The organism is Mycobacterium sp. (genome assembly GCF_052144515.1).
GTDB lineage: Bacteria > Actinomycetota > Actinomycetes > Mycobacteriales > Mycobacteriaceae > Mycobacterium.
In genome coordinates, this window is record NZ_JBKQQD010000468.1 from 1 (window position 1) to 16,734 (window position 16,734).

Annotated in this window: 12 protein-coding genes and 2 pseudogenes; 4 read left to right on the top strand and 10 right to left on the bottom strand. The window is 66.9% G+C overall.

Annotated elements, in window-relative coordinates; genetic code table 11:
• The 8 genes and pseudogenes from ACLP9N_RS31595 to ctaD form a co-directional block, all read right to left on the bottom strand.
• Positions 1-364 (bottom strand): annotated as a pseudogene (locus ACLP9N_RS31595) (esterase); the annotation flags it as partial.
• 67 nt (positions 365-431) lie between these two features.
• The gene (locus ACLP9N_RS31600; RefSeq protein ID WP_442411085.1) at positions 432-1,622 is read right to left on the bottom strand and encodes a THUMP-like domain-containing protein; all 1,191 of its coding nucleotides are present in this window, start codon (positions 1,620-1,622) and stop codon (positions 432-434) included.
• 17 nt (positions 1,623-1,639) lie between these two features.
• Complete coding sequence (locus tag ACLP9N_RS31605) at positions 1,640-2,623, bottom strand: class I SAM-dependent methyltransferase (protein WP_442411075.1); 984 nt, start codon at positions 2,621-2,623, stop codon at positions 1,640-1,642.
• A gap of 10 nt (positions 2,624-2,633) precedes the next feature.
• Positions 2,634-3,353 carry an enoyl-CoA hydratase gene (locus ACLP9N_RS31610; protein ID WP_442411076.1) on the bottom strand — a complete coding sequence of 240 codons (720 nt, stop codon included), beginning with the start codon at positions 3,351-3,353 and terminating at the stop codon, positions 2,634-2,636.
• A 5-nt stretch (positions 3,354-3,358) separates the two neighbouring features.
• Entirely contained in the window at positions 3,359-4,198 is an 840-nt protein-coding gene (locus ACLP9N_RS31615) for an NUDIX hydrolase (protein WP_442411077.1), read from the bottom strand.
• Positions 4,195-5,046: an ABC transporter ATP-binding protein gene (locus tag ACLP9N_RS31620; RefSeq protein ID WP_442411078.1), complete on the bottom strand. Its 852-nt coding sequence runs from the start codon at positions 5,044-5,046 to the stop codon at positions 4,195-4,197. The genes ACLP9N_RS31615 and ACLP9N_RS31620 overlap by 4 nt, the downstream gene beginning before the upstream one ends.
• A 91-nt stretch (positions 5,047-5,137) precedes the next feature.
• Positions 5,138-6,373 (bottom strand): phosphoserine phosphatase SerB, encoded by a 1,236-nt coding sequence (gene serB, locus ACLP9N_RS31625; protein WP_442411079.1) that lies wholly within the window; start codon positions 6,371-6,373, stop codon positions 5,138-5,140.
• Positions 6,374-6,382: 9 nt separating this feature from the next.
• Positions 6,383-8,128: an aa3-type cytochrome oxidase subunit I gene (gene ctaD, locus ACLP9N_RS31630; protein ID WP_442411080.1), complete on the bottom strand. Its 1,746-nt coding sequence runs from the start codon at positions 8,126-8,128 to the stop codon at positions 6,383-6,385.
• 268 nt (positions 8,129-8,396) lie between these two features.
• On the opposite strand from ctaD, the gene ACLP9N_RS31635 reads away from it, so the two are divergent.
• Positions 8,397-9,473 (top strand): iron-siderophore ABC transporter substrate-binding protein, encoded by a 1,077-nt coding sequence (locus tag ACLP9N_RS31635; protein WP_442411086.1) that lies wholly within the window; start codon positions 8,397-8,399, stop codon positions 9,471-9,473.
• Here ACLP9N_RS31635 and ACLP9N_RS31640 read toward each other — a convergent pair.
• Positions 9,466-10,047 (bottom strand): hypothetical protein, encoded by a 582-nt coding sequence (locus tag ACLP9N_RS31640; protein WP_442411081.1) that lies wholly within the window; start codon positions 10,045-10,047, stop codon positions 9,466-9,468. The two genes, ACLP9N_RS31635 and ACLP9N_RS31640, sit on opposite strands and share 8 nt — an antisense overlap.
• Positions 10,048-10,207: 160 nt before the next feature.
• On the opposite strand from ACLP9N_RS31640, the gene ACLP9N_RS31645 reads away from it, so the two are divergent.
• Positions 10,208-11,248: an NAD(P)-dependent alcohol dehydrogenase gene (locus tag ACLP9N_RS31645; protein ID WP_442411082.1), complete on the top strand. Its 1,041-nt coding sequence runs from the start codon at positions 10,208-10,210 to the stop codon at positions 11,246-11,248.
• On the opposite strand, the gene ACLP9N_RS31650 is transcribed toward ACLP9N_RS31645, so the two are convergent.
• On the bottom strand, positions 11,243-11,653 hold the full coding sequence (locus ACLP9N_RS31650; protein ID WP_442411083.1) for a DUF3349 domain-containing protein: 411 nt from the start codon (positions 11,651-11,653) through the stop codon (positions 11,243-11,245). The two genes, ACLP9N_RS31645 and ACLP9N_RS31650, sit on opposite strands and share 6 nt — an antisense overlap.
• Before the next feature lie 146 nt (positions 11,654-11,799).
• Between ACLP9N_RS31650 and ACLP9N_RS31655 the strand changes: the two genes are divergently transcribed.
• Both ACLP9N_RS31655 and ACLP9N_RS31660 read left to right on the top strand, forming a co-directional pair.
• Positions 11,800-14,445, top strand: coding sequence for an FAD/NAD(P)-binding protein (locus ACLP9N_RS31655; protein WP_442411084.1), 2,646 nt, complete (start codon positions 11,800-11,802; stop codon positions 14,443-14,445).
• Between the two features lie 254 nt (positions 14,446-14,699).
• A pseudogene (locus ACLP9N_RS31660) lies at positions 14,700-16,017 on the top strand (IS256 family transposase).
• Positions 16,018-16,734: the final 717 nt, after the last annotated feature.

Consider the following 16,734-nt stretch of genomic DNA (forward strand, 5'->3'; position numbering starts at 1 on the left):
GGTCCTGGAAGAACTTGAGCACGACGCTGCGGGTGTTGTGTGGCGGCTGGCCGGCGTTGTGTTGCTCGGTGGTGGCCTCCATCTGGTAGGGCTGGTCGCGACTCCCGGAACTCTGGGCGACGCTGACGAACCCGTCGCGGTTTTGGGTGATGTAGTCGGTCAGCGCCTGTTCGTCGGGATAGTCGGCGGGAAACGTCATGGTGAGCGCGTAGGTGGGGGTCGACGTGTGCAGACGGCAGGTCTGGGCGTCCGGCATGGTGCCGCCCAGGGCGGCGCACGTCGGTGGGGCGGCGGCCGCCGGCCAGCCGACTAGGACCGCTAAGACCGCGGAGGCCAGCACCGCGGCCGCTATCAGAAAACGCATCGTCGAATTGTCCCCGTAGTCAGTAAGAAGTACCCGCAAGAATGACCGCCGCCAGCGTACCGGGGCCCTATCGCGAGGCACGGCAAACGTAGGCCGCTGCGTGACTGGCCGGGCCGGCGCCGACCCGGGTGATGACCACCGACAGGGGTTGGCTGCCGCGCGGCCGCAGCCGTCGCCGCAGCGCGTCGGGGTCGACCCCCACACCGCGCACCAGGATCTCCAGCGCGCCGCAGTCCCGCGCCGCCAGTGCCCGCCGTAGCCGGCGCTCGTCGAACGCCAGCTGCTCGAGCACCTCGAAGCCGCGGATCTCCGGCGGCAGCCGGTCTCCGGACAGGTAGGCGATGGCGGGGTCGAGCTGCCACAGTCCGTGCCGCGCAGCGTAGTGGCGCACCAGCCCGGCCCGCACCACGGCGCCGTCGGGGTCGATGATCCATCGCCCCGCGGGCCGCACCGGGCAGTCGTCGGACCCGGCATCGGTGATCTGTTCGCCTCCAGAGGGCCCGTCGAGGATGCTGGCCCGGCGGCGCACACCCGGCTCCGCCAACCCGGCCGACCACAGGCACGCTTCCCGCACCGAGCCGCGGTAGGACATCACCTCGATTTCGCCGTCGAAGCCGAGGCGGGCCACGCCGTCGAAATCTATTCCGGGAGCACACTTTACGACGAGATCACGGCCACTAGAGCCACCGTAGCAGTCCATCACCTGACGCAAGCCGGGCTGATAGTCGTCCGGTTTGAAGCGCCGCTGGCCGCCGCGGCGACGGGCAGGGTCGACGAGGACCACCGCGTCGCGGGTCACCGGGTGCAGCGCGTCGGCGCGACACAGGCCGGCGGTCTCCCCGAGATTGTGGCGCGCCATCGCCAGCCGCACCAGGTCGATGTCGCTGCCCACCGCCGGGACGGCGCAGCGTCCTAATGCGGCCAGCTCGGTGCCGATGGAACAGGTCGCGTCGTGCACGACATGGCCGGCGAGCCGGCGGGCCCGGTGCAGGGCCACCACCGCGGCGGTGGCCTGCTGCAGCGCCTCGTCGGTGAAAAGCCAGCCGGAGACCTCCAGCTCGCCGAGCTTTTCGGCGGCGCGGCGGCGCAGCAGCGTCGTCTCCACTAGCAACGGCGCCCGGTCGCCGAATCGGGCCCGCGCCGCGGCGACATCGGCGATCCGGGTGGCGTCGGCCAGCTCGAATCCGGCGACCGCCGCCAGCGCGGCGGCACCCGATTCCGACCGCAGGTACGCGACGTCGTCGGTGCTGAAGCGCAGGCCAGCCGAGCCGCTATTCAGGACGGCTTGGTCCCGGTGATCATCACGTTGTAGAACCAGCCCTTCGGCAGCACGCGACGCCACAGGTTGGCGTCCACCCAGCTCAGCGTCTTCCAGCTGATGAAGGCGAACTTCGCCCAGCCCCAGCCGAGCTTGCCCGGCGGCACCGTCGACTCGAAGGTACGCAAGGGCCACCCGAGCATCGCGGCTGTGAACTCCTCGGTGGCGGTTTCGACCTGCACGGCGCCGGCGTTGGTCGCCATCCTCTCCAGGTCTTTCGGTTCGAAGGTGTGCAGGTCGACCACCCACTCGAGGGCCGCCGCGCGCGAGTTCTCGTCGATTTCGGCCTGCGGACGGCGCCAGGCGCCCAGCCCGGGCAGCTTCACCGCGCGGATGGTGACGTTCCACGTCAGGTCCGCGAGCGCACGGGCATATCCGTTGCCGACGTTGGTGGGCTCGCCCGCGAACACAAACCGGCCACCAGGCTTCAGCACCCGCAGCGCCTCACGCAGCGACAGCTCGACGTCGGGAATGTGATGCAGCACCGCGTGCCCGACCACCAAATCGAAGGTGTCGTCGTCGTACGGGATGCCCTCAGCGTCGGCGACCCGGCCGTCGATGTCGAGTCCCAGCGACTGCCCGTTGCGGGTGGCGACCTTGACCATGCCGGGTGAGAGGTCGGTGACCGATCCGCGCCGGGCGACCCCGGCCTGGATCAAATTGAGCAGGAAGAAGCCGCTGCCGCAGCCCAGTTCCAGGGCCCGGTCGCAGGGCAGCTCACGGATGACCTCGTCGGGCACGACGGCGTCGAAGCAGTGCCGGGCGTAGTCGATGCAGCGCTGGTCGTAGGAGATCGACCACTTCTCGTCGTAGCTCTCGGCCTCCCAATCGTGGTAGAGCACCTGGGCCAGCTTGCTGTCTTGCCTGGCGGCTGCCACCTGCTCGGCTGTGGCGTGCGGGTTGGGAACGGCGTCAGCGGGGATTTCCGAACTCCTCGTCATGCAGGGCAGCCTAACGGCCGTGTCGGCGGGGCGTGTCGGCACCGTCCTGACCAGCGGCGAAGGCGTCGTCAAAAACGGCATTGATGCCGGCTTTGGCGGCGGCCAGGGCATGTCGCGGGCCGTCGAGAAATCGGCGTGCCCACGCCGCGGCGGCGTCGTACACGTCGTCGGGGGCCACCATCTCGTCGATGAGGCCCAGCGCCGAGGCCTCCTCGGCGTCGATGAAGCGCCCACTGAACACCAGCTCCTTGGCCCTGCTCGCGCCGGCCACGCGGGTCAGCCGGGCCATTCCGTCACTTCCGGGGACCAGGCCGGCCAGGATCTCGGTCGCCCCGAACTTCACGTTGTCGCCGCTGACCCGCCAGTCGGCGGCCAGGGCCAGGGTGAGGCCGGCGCCCAGGGCGTAGCCGGTGATCGCGGCCACGGTCGGCTTGGGGATCGCCGCGACGGCATCGACGGCCTCGCGGCGGACCCGGGCCGCGGTGTCGGCCTCCGACGGGCTCAGTGTCTGCAGCTCGGGCACATCATCGCCGGCGGAGAAGATCTCGTGGCCGCCGAACAAGATCACCGCGGCGACGTCGTCGCGCCGCCCGAGCTCGGCCGCGGCCCCCGCGATCTCCCGGTAAACCTGGCGGGTCATCGCGTTGGTGGGCGGTCGCGACAGCAGCAACATGGCCAGGCCGGCATCCTGCGAGCCGTCGCTGACCACGATGCTCACGAACTCACTCATTGGGCTCATAGGGGCCATTCCATCGAGCCGCCCGACTTTCGCGCCTCGTGGTAGCGGTCGGAATCGAAGAACTCGAACACCCAGTTGTCGCCCCGCTTCTCCAGGAGGGGCTGCACCGGCGAGATCTGGCGCTCGACGGCCAGCACATCGGCGACCGTGCGGCCGGCCAGCGCGTCCAGCTGCGTCCAGGTCGGCGGGAGCAAGACGTTACGCCCGGCCGCGAAGTCAGTAATGGCGTCCTGCGGCAACACCCACTCGGCACGATCGGATTCGGTATTCTCGCCGTCGGCGCGCTGACCCTGCGGCAGCGCTCCCACAAAGAAGTAGGTGTCGTAGCGGCGGGTGCGCTCGGCGTCCGGGGTGACCCAGTTCGCCCACGGCCGCAGCAGGTCGGAGCGCAGCACCAGGTTCTCCCGGCGCAGGAACTCCGCGAACGACAGCGTCCGGTCGGCCAGCGCGCGGCGCGAGTCTCGGTAGACCGAGGCATCGCGGACAATGCCGCCCGGGCGCTCCGGGTCATCGGCAGGCCCGGCGAACAGCACCCCCGATTCCTCGAAGGTCTCCCGCGCCGCGGCGCACACCAGCGCCTCGGCCAGGCCGGACTCGATGCCGAACCGCTCCGCCCACCACGACGGCGGCGGCCCGGCCCAGGCCCCCAACCCCTCCAAGTCGGCGTTGCGGTCGCGATCGTCGACACCGCCGCCGGGGAAAACCATGACGCCGGCGGCGAACTCCATCGCGGAGTGCCTGCGCATCAAAAACACGGACAACCCGGTTGGTGTGTCGCGGATCAGCATCACGGTCGCGGCCGGGCGCGGCGTCAAAGGCTCGACGGGTTGGGTCATAGCTGCCTCCGGTGGGCTGCGCGGCTGCGAACTCGCCGGGCGAAGTAGCGGCCGTCGACGACGTCCAGGGCGATCTCCTGCCCGAAAGCGGTGGACAGGTTCTGGGCGTTCAGCACGTCGGGCAGCAAACCCGAGGCGACCACTTGGCCCTCCGAAAGCATCAGGCAGTGGCTGAAGCCGGGAGGCACCTCCTCGACGTGGTGGGTGACCAGCACCAGCGCGGGTGCGTCGGGGTCGGCGGCCAGATCGGCCAGCCTGGCCACCAGTTCCTCGCGCCCACCCAGGTCCAGGCCGGCGGCGGGCTCGTCGAGCAGCAGCAGTTCCGGGTCGGTCATCAGCGCACGGGCGATCAGCACGCGCTTGCGCTCGCCTTCGGACAGCGTCCCGTAGGTGCGGTCGGCAAGGTGCTCGGCCCCCAGGCTCTCCAGCATGTCGATCGCCCGTTGGTAGTCGACATCCTCGTAGCGTTCCCGCCACCGGCCCAGCACCGAATAACCGGCCGAGACAACGAGGTCGCGGACCACTTCATCGGTGGGCACCCGCTGCGCCAGCACCGAGGAACTCAGCCCGATCCGGGCCCGCAGCTCGCTGACGTCGACCCGGCCCAACCGCTCACCGAGCACGTAGGCGACGCCCGACGACGGGTGTTCGGCTGCCGCGGCGATGCGCAGCAGCGACGTCTTGCCGGCCCCGTTGGGGCCGATGACCACCCAGCGTTCGTCGAGTTCGACCGCCCAGTCCAGCGGACCCACCAGCGTGTGATCGCCACGTCGCAGCGACACGCTCCTGAGGTCGATCAGCAGGTCGGGGTTGGCTGCTTCGGGCACCCGATCATCGTGCCGTACCACTGGCGAGCAGACGCAAAAGCCCCCAATTTCGGCACGAAATAGGGGCTTTTGCTGGGGGCACCTCCCGCTTGCGGGGGACTGCTCGCGCCACCTACTCAGGCGGGATGTCGACGCGGCGCACCACCCCGTCGACCGCGTCGGCCGCCTCGATCTCGCCGCGCGTCACCCCTAGCAGAAACAGCACCGTGTCCAGGTAGGGATGGCTCAACGACGCGTCGGCGACTTCACGCAACGCGGGCTTGGCGTTGAACGCGATGCCCAGCCCGGCGGCGGCCAGCATGTCGATGTCGTTGGCGCCGTCACCGACGGCGACGGTCTGCTCCATCGGCACGCCGGCCTGCTCCGCGAAGTCGCGCAGCGCCTTGGCCTTGCCGGCCCGGTCGATGATCGGGCCGACCGTGCGGCCGGTGAGCGTGCCATCGACGATCTCGAGCTCGTTGGCGGCGACGAAGTCCAGCATCAGTTCGTGTGCGAGCGGGTCGATGATCCGCCGGAAGCCTCCGGAGACCACCCCGCAGCGATAACCCAGCCGGCGCAGCGTGCGCAGCGTGGTCCGGGCGCCGGGCATCAGTTCCAGCTGGTCGGCGACCTCGTCGATGACCGTGGCGGGTAGGCCCGCCAGGGTGGCCACCCGCCGCTCGAGCGACTCCGCGAAATCCAGCTCCCCGCGCATCGCGGCCTCGGTGATCGCCGCGACAGTTCCCTGCGCGCCCGCGCGCGCCGCCAGCATCTCGATGACCTCGCCCTGGACCAGCGTCGAATCAACGTCGAAGACGATGAGCCGCTTGGCCCGCCGTTCCAGGCTGTAGGCCTCAAGTGCCACGTCGACGCCCTCGTCGCGGGCCACCCGTGTCAGCACGGTTTGCAGCTGGCCACCGGCTCCCGGCGGCACCGAGACCCGCAACTCCAGGCCGGTGACCGGATAGTCGGAGACGCCGCGGATCAGGTCGATGTTGACGCCCAGAGCGGCCGCCTCGCGGGCCACCGCGCCGAATGCCCGGGCGGTGATGGGCCGGCCCATCACCATGATGGTGTGGGTCGACGGTTCCCGGATGATCGGTACGTCGTCGCTGCGCTCGATCGCGACGTCGAGGCCTACCCGGTGAATCGCGGTTTTGACGTCGTCGCGCAACGCGGTACCGTCGGCGACTTCCGGGGGGCAGGACACCAGGACACCCAGGGTGAGCCGGCCCCGGATCACCACCTGTTCGACGTTGAGCAGCTCGACTCCGTGCCGGGACAGCACCTCGAACAGCGCCGACGTCACACCTGGCTGATCCACGCCGGTGACGGTGATCAGCACCGACACCTTAGGTGGTGTGCTCACCCCAAACCGTCAGCTGCGGACGTTGACGTCGTCGACTCTCGTGACGTCTTTGCCCTCATGGCCGTAGGCGCGTCCGACGTGGGATTCGGCGCGCATTCGTTCCACCATGTGCGGGTAGTGCAACTCGAACGCCGGACGCTCCGAACGGATCCGGGGCAGTTCGGTGAAGTTGTGCCGCGGCGGCGGGCAACTGGTCGCCCACTCCAGCGAGTTGCCGTATCCCCAGGGGTCGTCGACGGTGACGACCTCGCCGTAGCGCCAGCTCTTGAAGACGTTCCACACGAACGGGAACATCGACGCACCCAGGATGAAGGCCCCGATGGTCGAGATGACGTTGAGCGTCGTGAAGCCGTCGGTGGGAAGGTAGTCCGCATAACGGCGCGGCATGCCCTTGTTGCCCAACCAGTGCTGCACCAGGAACGTGGTGTGAAAACCGATGAACGTCAACCAGAAGTGCAGCTTGCCCAGCCGCTCGTCGAGCAGCCGGCCGGTCATCTTCGGGAACCAGAAGTAGATGCCGGCGAACGTCGAGAACACGATGGTGCCGAACAGCACGTAGTGGAAGTGCGCGACGACGAAATAGCTGTCCGCCACATGGAAGTCCAGCGCCGGGCTGGCCAGCAGAACACCGGTCAGACCACCCAACAGGAACGTGACCATGAACCCGACCGAGAACAGCATCGGCGTCTCAAAGGTCAACTGCCCCTTCCACATTGTGCCGATCCAGTTGAAGAACTTGATCCCGGTCGGCACCGCGATCAGATACGTCATGAACGAAAAGAACGGCAGCAGAACGGCTCCGGTGGTGAACATGTGGTGTGCCCACACCGCGACCGACAACGCGGCGATCGACAGCGTCGCGTAAACCAGCGTGGTGTAGCCGAAGATCGGCTTGCGGGAAAACACCGGGAAGATCTCGGACACGATCCCGAAGAATGGCAGGGCGATGATGTAGACCTCGGGGTGACCGAAGAACCAGAACAGGTGCTGCCACAACAGGACTCCGCCGTTGGCCGGGTCGTAGACATGGGCGCCCAGATGTCGGTCGGCGGCCAGCCCGAACAGCGCGGCGGTCAGCAGCGGGAACGCGATCAGAATCAGGATCGACGTCACCAGGATGTTCCAGGTGAAGATCGGCATGCGGAACATCGTCATGCCGGGTGCGCGCATGCACACCACCGTGGTGATCATGTTGACCGCGCCCAGGATGGTGCCCAGGCCGGCCACCGCGATACCCATGATCCACAGGTCACCACCGGGACCAGGTGAATGGATGGCGTCGGTCAGCGGGGTGTAGGCGGTCCAGCCGAAATCGGCGGCACCGCCGGGCGTGATGAAGCCGGCGGTTGAGATCGTGGCGCCGAACAAGAACAGCCAGAACGAGAAGGCGTTCAGCCGGGGGAACGCGACGTCGGGCGCGCCGATCTGCAGCGGCAGCACCAGATTCGCGAAGCCGAACACGATCGGGGTGGCGTAGAACAGCAGCATGATCGTGCCGTGCATGGTGAACAGCTGGTTGAACTGCTCATTCGACAAGAACTGCAAGCCAGGCTGCGCCAACTCGGTACGCATCAACAGGGCCAGCAGGCCGCCGATGAAGAAGAAGATGAAGCACGCGACGCAATACATGATGCCGATCATCTTGTGATCGGTCGTGGTGATCAGTTTGTAGACAAGGTTCCCCTTGGGACCGGTCCGCGCCGGGAATGGACGGACGGCTTCGAGTTCTCCCAAAGGGGGCGCTTCGGCTGTCAACAGCTCCTCCAGACATCCATCACAGGACAGGGGACCGGAAAGGGTCGGGTACCCATAACTGAGACGAATCTTAGCCCCCACTCGGGGCGGCGGCAGGCCTGGTCCTACAAACTGTCGTAAATGCCGTGGCGCCGGCTGTGGCCTCACCCAAGGCTGGTTTCGGCGGACGGGTCCGAGCTGGCCGGATGTTAACGTCGAACGCGTGCTATTCGGCGGGAGGCGACCCAGGTTTGCCGCCGCCGCACCGACCGCAGCACTGGCCTCTGCACTGGCCTCTGCACTGGCCTCTGCACTGGCAATTGTGGCGATCGTGACGTGCAGCGCGTGCGGTTCCGATCAACCCACCACAGCGTCGCGGTCGCTGGTCACCCCCACCACCCAAATCGCCGGTGCGGGGGTGCTGGGCAACGACCGCAAACCCGACGACGCGTGCGCGCGCGACGCCGCCGCCGCCGACCCGGGGCCGCCGACCCGGCCGGCCCACAACGCCGCGGGCGTCAACCCCGATGTGGCCGAGGTGCCGGCCGAGCCGCAACGCATCGTGGTGCTCTCCGGTGACCAGCTCGACGCGCTGTGCGCGCTTGGCTTGCAATCGCGGATTGTCGCCGCCGCGTTGCCGGACGGCTCCTCCAATCAGCCCTCGTATCTGGGGAACGCGGTGCACGGCCTGCCCGCCGTCGGCACCCGCAGCTCCCCTGACCTCAATGCCGTCACGGCGGCGCACCCGGATCTGATCCTCGGTTCGGTGGCGCTGACGCCAAACTTGTATCCGCAGCTCGCGGCAATCGCCCCGACGGTGTTCACCGCGGCTCCGGGGGCGGCCTGGGAAGACAACCTTCGTGGGGCCGGCGCCGCCACCGCGCGCGGCGCCGCCGCAGACGCCCTGATCAACGGCTTCTCTTCGCGGGCCGACCAGATCGGGGCTAGCCGTGACGCCGCCCACTTCCAGGCGTCGATCGTCCAGCTCACCGACAAAACCATGCGCGTCTACGGGGCCAACAACTTCCCGGCCAGCGTGCTGACCCGGGTCGGGGTGGACCGGCCTGCCGCACAGCGGTTCACCGACAAGCCCTACATCGAAATCGGCACCACCGACGCCGAGCTGGCGAGGTCACCGGACTTCTCTGCAGCGGACGCCGACGTCATCTACGTGTCGTGTGCGTCACCGGCCGCCGCGCAGCGCGCCGCCGCCGTGCTGGACAGCAACCCGTGGCGCAACCTGTCCGCCAACCGCGACAACCGGGTCTTTGTCGTCAACGACGAGATATGGCAGACCGGCGAGGGCATCATCGCGGCCTGGGGCATCGTCGACGACCTGCGCTGGGTCAACGCCCCGATCAACTAGCCGCGCGAGCGCCGACTCGAGTCCGCGACATGGCAATTCCCAGTATCACCAGCGGAACCAGCCAGATCAGACTCACATACGGATGCGCCCTATATAAGCCCAGAGCACTGGCCCGGGCGTCGAGAAATCCCGCAATAAATGCGGGCGCCGACCACCACCACCGGAATGGCCGGTGCGATGCGATTCCGAAGGCAATGAGCGCCATACCGGTCACGAGCGGCAAATAGTGGCTGTATGCGAAATGCGTACCATTTCGAGCGTCATCCACGAGCAGGAATCCCCAGTACAGCCCCCGCAAAGCCGCAGCCGCACAGGTGATCCAGGCAAAGATGGCCGCGACACGCTGAGTCCTCCCACAGCGAATCGCAACCACACCGAATGCCAGAGCAAGAGTCAGCCATAGCACCAGATAAACGGCGTTTATCCAAGTCCAACCGAGATGAAGACCATGCAGGCGGATAATCCGGAAAGCTGAATATATTGCTCCGAAGGCAACAATGATTGCGCCCGGCAGTACGAAATTCCACGCCGCAGACGTAGCAGATAGCGGCTGATCGTTTCGCGTATTCCCCACCAGCGCAAGATATTCCCGGCAAGGCCCCGGTCGGCTGCGCCTCGCCCACTGAGCGGCTGTTCGTACTGAATCGTCCTACGCTGGTGACCAGCCGATTGGCCCGAGACCGTTACCTTAGCTAAGCTTTTCTCAGGACTGACGAACGAAGAGGGATTTTCCGATGAGCACTGTTACCGCGTATGCCGCCACGTCGGCGACCGAACCGCTGACCAAGACCACCGTCACCCGCCGCGAGCCCGGCCCGCACGACGTGGCGATCGACATCAAGTTCGCCGGCATCTGCCACTCCGACATCCACACCGCCAAAGGCGAGTGGGGCGTGCCGAATTACCCCGTGGTGGTCGGCCATGAGATCGCCGGCGTGGTGACCGCCGTCGGCTCCGAGGTGACCAAGCACAAGGTGGGCGACCACGTCGGCGTGGGCTGCATGGTGAATTCCTGCGGCGAGTGCCGCTACTGCAAAGCCGGTCTCGAGCAGTACTGCAAGCCGGGCGCGACCTTCACCTACAACTCCATCGACAAAGACGGCACGCCCACCCAGGGCGGCTACAGCCAGGCCATCGTCGTCGACGAAAACTTCGTCCTGCGCATCCCCGACTCACTGCCACTGGACAAAGCGGCACCGCTGCTGTGCGCGGGCATCACGCTCTTCTCACCGCTTCGGCACTGGAAGGCCGGGCCGGACACGCGGTTGGCAATCATCGGCCTCGGTGGCCTCGGGCATATGGGCGTCAAGCTGGGCGCGGCGATGGGCGCCGAGGTGAGCGTGCTGTCGCAGTCGCTGAAGAAGATGGAAGACGGGCTGCGCCTGGGTGCGAGCAACTACTACGCCACCGCCGACCCCGACACCTTCAAGAAGTTACGCAGCAGCTTCGACCTGATCCTGAACACCGTCTCGGCGAACCTGAAACTCGGCGACTACCTGGGCCTGCTGGACGTCGACGGCACCCTCGTCGAACTGGGCATCCCCGAGCACCCCATGGAGGTGCCGGCATTCTCGCTGGCGCTGGCGCGGCGCAGCCTGTCCGGGTCCAACATCGGCGGCATCGCCGAAACCCAGGAGATGCTGGACTTCTGCGCCGAGCACAGTGTGACGCCCGAAATCGAGGTCATCGAGCCGGATTACGTCAACGAAGCCTATGAGCGTGTGCTGGCCAGCGACGTGCGCTACCGCTTCGTCATCGACATCTCGAAGTTATGACGGAGCGCGCAGCCGTGTCGCAACCTCTTCGGCGGCCTCGCCGTCTTCGTCACCAGGGATCAGCTCGCTGACGTTGATGCCGGCCAGCGGCCAACCGGCGGCGGCCAACGTGGCGGCCACCCGCCGGACGTTCTCGGGTCCAGCGTCGTGGTGGGTCATCTCAGAGATTTTCTCGGCAATCTCGTTGCCGTCGATCACGCCGTCGGCGGTCGCGTCCGATCCCGTATTGGTGAGGTTTTGTACCACGTCTTTGATCTGGTCGTGGGTGAGCGGCGTGCTGCGCAGCAACGCGAACAGCGGGACCTGGTCGGGTCCGGGCACACCCTGGGGGTAGCCGACCTGCAGCCAACGGATTACCGAGCGCAAAAAGTGGGGGTGATTTTGAGAAGAATCGGCGTTCGTCACCCCATTAGTCTCACGGTCGGGGCATCGCGGCGCTAGCTCGGCGTCGCACCATCCCCACAATTCATATTCCGTTCACAACCTCGTTCATGTGACTTTATCAGCGCGATCAAGCACCTCAACCCGCCCGCAAGATATAACCTTCCGGCATGTTGCGCGTCGCGATCGTGGGTGGTGGTGCTGCGGGCGTGCTCACCGCGATACATCTCCGCCGGAGCAAACCAGATGCGCAGATCACGCTGATCGACGCGTCTGGTCGTCCCGGCACCGGGGCGGCGTATGGCACCAAAGACCCGACCCACTTGTTGAATGTTCCTGCGCAGCGCATGTCTGCTTGGCCCGACGATCCCGATCACTTCTGCCGATGGCTCGACGAACGAGCCGTCGCACCGGTCAAGAGCTTCGCACCGCGTCTCGCGTACGGCCGCTACCTGCAAGAACAACTCGCGGTCGCCGACGTACGGATCGAGACCGCCGAGGTTGTCGGGTTGACGCCGGGCGCGCCCGCGCGCATTGCGCTAAACGATGGACGTTCCTTATCGGCCGACGCCGTTGTGCTCGCGACCGGGCGCCCCGAAGGCGGCATGCCCGAGTCGCTGGAGCGCGCCTTCGCCCCGGTGTTGGCCTTAGGAGCCGACCCAGCCACCGACGGCAAGGTTGTGGTTGATCCATGGGCGCCCGGCGCGCTCGCGGCTCTTGGTGCACGCCGGCCCGCGAGCGTCTTGGTGATCGGTTCGGGACTCACCGGCGTTGATGTCGCGCTGCCTCTCATAGCGCGCGGCGCCACGGTCACCCTGCTGTCCCGTCACGGCGCGCTCCCCCGCCGATTCCGCACCGCGGGTGCGCCGACCGAGTTGCCCAACCTCGATGCGCTCGCCGCCGAGGTCTCACTTGAGCAAATGCGCGCCGCGCTCGCCGCGGATCTCGCGCACGCACGCGACGCTGGTTCGGACTGGCGACAAGTGATCGACGCACTCCGGCCACGTACGGCCCAGCTGTGGCGGTCGTTGGGGTGGGAGGACCAGCGCCGGTTCCTGCGCGAGGACTTGCGGCAGTGGGACATCCTTCGCCACCGCATGCCGCCTACGATCGCCGACGCGATTTATGCCGCGATCGACAGGGGCCAACTGGCCATCGAAGCGGGCGAGGTGGCCGATGTCTCGCTGCACGGCAGTGGCGTCGAACTGGTGGTGACAACGAGCGACCGATCAGTGCGTCGACGTGGTGACGCGGTGGTCGTCGCCACTGGCACCTCCTGGGATCGGCGGTCCTTGTACCGCTCCCCGCTCTGGGCGAACCTGTTGGCCAACAACGTCGCATCGCTGCACCCGAGCGGCGTAGGCGTGCGCCTCGATGCGGACGGCTACCTCATCGACGCGGCCGGAGGCACGGTCCCGGACATCATCTGTCTCGGCTTGATCCGCCAGGGTGAGGAGTGGGAGACCACCGCGATTCCCGAAATCCGTGCCCAGGCGGCTGCTATCGCGCAGCTGCTCGCCGACGACTCGCGCGAGCGCCCGGTGCGGACGCCCAGTCTCGTGAGGACTGCACCGGAATTGAGTGGTGCGGCCGCTTCGTACGCCGAGGGTGTGCGCCGCCTGCTCTCCGTCCAAGACGGCGCGTCGGTCGCCTTCGCTGCCGCGGTCGCGGAAGATCCGCACCACGCGCGGGCGCACGTCGCACTGGCGATGATTGCCACGGAACGGCCCGACCGCGCGGGCGGCCCGGACGCAGTCAGCGGCCATCTCGCTCGAGCGCGCGCGGCGCTTGCGCATGGCAGCGACGAAGACCGCAGCCATGTCGAGGCCATCGCCGCGTGGTGCGAGAAGGGAAACGCGGTCGGCACCCCCGCACTCATCGACCATCTGGACCGCGTCCCGAACGACGAAGTCGCATTGCTTGTGCTCGCGCCGTCGATTGCGTTCGCCGGGGCCGGCGACGCGCTGCCGGACGCGTGGCAGTACGTCGAGCGGTTTACCGGCGTGCACGGCGAGGCGCCATGGTATCTCGGCTTGCGCGCCTACGGCCGAACGGAGCAGGGCCTGTGGTACGACGCGGCCGACCTCGCCGACGCCGCACTCGAACTCGATCCAGGCAGTGGCAATGCCGCGCATGCGCTTTCGCACGTGCACTACGAGACCGACGCGCATGGAGCCGGGCTGAAATGGCTGACGGACTGGATCGCGGGCGACGGCAGCACGCAGCGCTACCTCCCGCATTTTCAGTGGCACGCCGCGCTGCACGAGCTCGCGATGGGCGACGCTGCTGCCGCGGCTCGCCGGTACGCCTCGTTTCTCGCACCGCCCCAGTCGAAGGACGTGCGCTGCCTCGTCGATGCCGGTTCGCTCGCGTGGCGGGCGCGCCTGCATCCGGACTGGGTTACTCCCCCTGATCCGATGCCGTTGCTCGCCGAGGTCGGCTCGCTAGCGTATGCGCCGCAAACGCCGTTCATCGCGTTCCACGCGCTGCTGGTGCTGGCCGCCGCGAATGATCCGGCCGCGATCCGCGCGATCGATGTTCCGGGCGCGACCGACGCGCAGGCAACGACGCTGCGCCTCATCGGCGAAGGTCTTATCGCGTTGACGGAGGGTGAGCCGCGCGCCGCGCTCGACTACCTCCTCGAATCGCTCGCCGGGCTTCCGTCGATTGGCGGTAGTCGCGTGCAACAGGAAGTGGTCCTCGAAACCGCGTTGGCCGCGATGCTCCAACTCGGTGCGCCGGGTCAAGCAGCGCGTCTCTTGTCGCGACATCGCGCTGCGCCCGGACCTCAAGTGACCCGCGGCGCCGTGAACTGACCCGGTGATCATCGAACACCTGTAGCTCAGGTATCAAAGACGTCCGGTTGGCAGGAGACCGGGTCGCACCTCGCTAAGCTCCGAACCGATACCCGCCAGATCCGTTGCCGCCGCTGTCATCAGAGCAAAGCTCAGAACCTGTGGATGAGCCTCGGCGAGGCGGCGTAAGCGGGCGCACCTTCCCGAGGATGATCTGAAGTCCGAAGTGTCCTGATCAAGACCGGCGTTGGCGCGCTGGCTGGGAAGGTAAGCCCGTGCTCACGGTAGTTCACGATGCGGAATCGGCCAACGACAACGACGGCGGTGCGGGTCGGTCGTTGCTCGATGAGATTGTCCGCGATGGTGCTCGCCAGATGCTGGCCGCGGCATTGAAGGCCGAGGTCGCCGCCTATATTGACGCCCACTGCCAGCTGATTGATGAGGACGGGCACCAGCTGGTGGTGCGCAACGGCTTCCACGAGGAACGCACGGTGCTCACCGCTGCTGGTGGAGTGCCGGTGCGTGCGCCGCGGGTCAACGACAAGCGGACCGACCCCGACTCTGGTGAGCGCAAGCGGTTTTCTTCGGCGATCTTGCCGGCGTGGGCGCGCAAGTCCCCGCAGATCAGCGAGGTATTGCCTTTGCTGTATCTGCACGGGCTGTCCACCGGCGACTTCACACCGGCGCTTGAGCAGTTCCTCGGTACCGGCTCGGGCCTGTCGGCGGCCTCGATCACCAGGCTGACCGCCCAATGGCAAGACGAGGCCAAAGCGTTCGGGGCCCGTGACCTCTCAGGCAGCGACTACGTCTATTTGTGTGGTCGACGGAATCCACCTCAAGGTACGCCTAGATCAGCAGAAACTGTGTTTGCTGGTGATGATCGGGGTGCGTGCCGACGGGAGCAAAGAACTGGTAGCGATCACCGACGGGTACCGCGAATCCACCGAATCGTGGGCCGATCTGCTGCGTGATTGCCGCCGCCGCGGCATGAGAGCACCCGTGCTCGCGGTCGGCGACGGCGCGCTCGGCTTCTGGGCGGCGTTGCGTGAGGTTTTCCCCGATACCCGCGAGCAGCGCTGCTGGTTCCACAAGCAGGCCAATGTCCTTTCCGCACTGCCCAAATCAGCACACCCAGGCGCGTTGGCCGCGCTCAAGGACATCTACAACGCCGAAGACATCGACAAGGCCCAGGTCGCGACCAAGGCCTTCGAACTCGACTACGGCGCCAAGTACCCCAAGGCGATCGCCAAGATCACCGACGACCTCGACACCCTGCTGGAGTTCTACAAATGCCCCGCCGAGCACTGGATCCACCTGCGCACCACCAACCCCATCGAGTCCACCTTTGCCACCGTGCGCCTTCGTCAGCGCGTCACCAAAGGCCCAGGATCACGCACCGCCGGAATCGCCATGGCCTACAAGCTCATCGAGGCCGCACAAGCTCGCTGGCGCAAAGTCAACGCACCCGAACTCGTCGCCCTCGTCCGCGCCGGCGCGATCTTCCACAAAGGCAAACTGCTCGAACGGCCCACTGACATCACGCCGGACCCGATGCCGCCCGATGATCAGACCGCCGGATCGGAGGTCGCCTGAAACCCACCAATCCACAGGTTTTGACAATTCCTCCTTGTGGTGCGGGCGACTACGGTGGCGCCAACCATTCTGCACACCGTAAGAGGTGACACCCCAGCCCTGTCCGGCGGGGCTGGGGTGTCGCCGCAAAAACTCCAAAACTCAATAGAGACGTAGCGACCCGGTTGTCGCTCAGTTCTTCGCAGTGCTGCATCCGACCGGGTACCGCCACCCCGTAAGCGCCGTGGCGTCAAACCGGCCCTTATCCTTTGTGGATGCAGGCGATCTCGCTCCGGCAAGGACGGCCAAGTAAGGGTTCTACTGTTCCCGGTGCCGTACCTGCGCCCAGCGCTGAAAGGGTTCACGGAGGCAGGTGGTCATGCTCTGGCTCTGGCTCATCGAGGTTCGGTTCTGTTGCATACGCGCACGCAGAACATTCATCCCAAACGACAAATTCGCCGTCGTCGTTCGTATCCAACACGGTGGTATAGCGCTGCGAATCGCAGCGGGGACATTTCTGGCGCTCGCTCTGCTCATGCCAAAGCCGCATGATGGTAAAGCTTCCAACGCAAAGTTCGCTGCGTTGACGGCTAAGTCGGCATCCTGTTCGAGCGAGGTTGTCCCGAGTTCCGTGGAACTTCGGTGGCGGTCCGGTGAGCATCAGGCTGCGCTCACCTGGTCATTGTGCACGACAGGTTCGGCGGTTTCGCGTTCGAGTGCAGCGCGGACTGTGGGTAG

Coding starts and splice junctions, on each gene's coding strand:
- ACLP9N_RS31645 (WP_442411082.1), top strand. CDS start 10,208: ATGAGCACTGTTACCGCGTATGCCGCCACGTCGGCGACCGAACCGCTG.
- ACLP9N_RS31610 (WP_442411076.1), bottom strand. CDS start 3,353: ATGAGTGAGTTCGTGAGCATCGTGGTCAGCGACGGCTCGCAGGATGCC.
- ACLP9N_RS31615 (WP_442411077.1), bottom strand. CDS start 4,198: ATGACCCAACCCGTCGAGCCTTTGACGCCGCGCCCGGCCGCGACCGTG.
- ACLP9N_RS31655 (WP_442411084.1), top strand. CDS start 11,800: ATGTTGCGCGTCGCGATCGTGGGTGGTGGTGCTGCGGGCGTGCTCACC.
- ACLP9N_RS31605 (WP_442411075.1), bottom strand. CDS start 2,623: ATGACGAGGAGTTCGGAAATCCCCGCTGACGCCGTTCCCAACCCGCAC.